General features: G+C 60.5%; 1 protein-coding gene. It reads right to left on the reverse strand.

Features of this window, described 5'->3' with window-relative positions:
- Positions 1-94: 94 nt before the first annotated feature.
- Complete coding sequence (locus tag AWB65_RS34950; RefSeq protein WP_087671272.1) at positions 95-1,120, reverse strand: IS30 family transposase; 1,026 nt, start codon at positions 1,118-1,120, stop codon at positions 95-97.
- Between the last annotated feature and the right edge of the window lie 126 nt (positions 1,121-1,246).

Here is a 1,246-nt window from a genome sequence, read left to right on the forward strand (position 1 = left end):
AACCCTCTGGATTCCAATGACTGGTTTCCATCACATAGACTTCCTCCAATCCCAGGCTTCGCCTGGCGCTATCAAACCGAAGTGCAACGAGGGGTTAATGTTTAGCGCTTTGAGGTTGACCCGCTGAGGCAAGTGTCGCAGCGAAGACCTCGAATGGCGAATGGAACGCGTGGGTTGCGCGCGGCCGGCTGTTCAGGCTGTCGGCGATGGCATCGAGCTCGTCCTGAGTGTAGACCGAGAGGTCGGTGCCCTTAGGTAAGTACTGTCGCAGCAATCCGTTGGTGTTTTCGCAGGTCCCGCGTTGCCAGGGACTGTGCGGGTCGCAGAAGTACACGCTTACGCCGGTGGCGGCGGCGAGTTCTTGATGCCGCGTGAGTTCCTTGCCCTGGTCGTACGTAAAGCTCTGGCGCAGGGGTTCGGGAATCGAATTGAGTTTGGCCGAGAAGCCCGCCAGAGCAGAGGCGGCGGTTGCGTCCTGCATCTTGGCGAGCAGCACCAGGCGGCTGGTGCGCTCAACCAGCACGCCAACAGAGGATTGATTGCCGGCGCCTTTTATGAAGTCACCTTCCCAGTGACCAGGCAGCAGGCGGTCTTCGATCTCGGGCGGGCGCAGGTGGATACTGACCATGTCGGGAATCTGCCCGCGTCGGTCTGTACCGCGCGTGCGGGACATACGGCTGCTGTGGCCGTGGCGCAGACAGGCAATCAACTGGCGGCGCAATTCGCCGCGCGGCTGAGCGTAGATAGCCGTGTAGATGGTTTCATGCGATACGTGCTGGGTCGGATCGGTCGGATACATGCGCCTAAGTGTGCCCGATATCTGCTGGGGCGACCACTTCCACTCGAGCAGGGTGAGCACAACCCGCCAGCAAACGCTTTGCGTGCAAAGCTTGGCGGGGCGGCGACCAGCGCTACGGCGGGAGGCGCACAGCGCTTGAGCTGGCACTGATGCGTAGCCAGCAGGAGAGCTGTTCCGCGTCAGTTCACGGCTCACGGTGGCCGGCGAGCGCCCGAGCATTCGGGCCATGGCCCGAATGCTCACATCCTGCAGTCGTAGGCTTGCGATGGCGAGGCGTTCTTCAGGTTGAAGCTGCTGGTATGAAGTAGTTTTGTCGGGCATTGCAACACCTTATACGAGATAGGTGTTGCACCTCGCTTTTGAGGCCGTCAAGCCTTTTTGGAGATCCGGTATCGCCGCATTACCGTGCTACCACCTCTCTATAAGCAGCGTCGCTATCCCGAGCTA

This window comes from Caballeronia humi, assembly GCF_001544475.1.
GTDB classification, from domain to species: domain Bacteria; phylum Pseudomonadota; class Gammaproteobacteria; order Burkholderiales; family Burkholderiaceae; genus Caballeronia; species Caballeronia humi.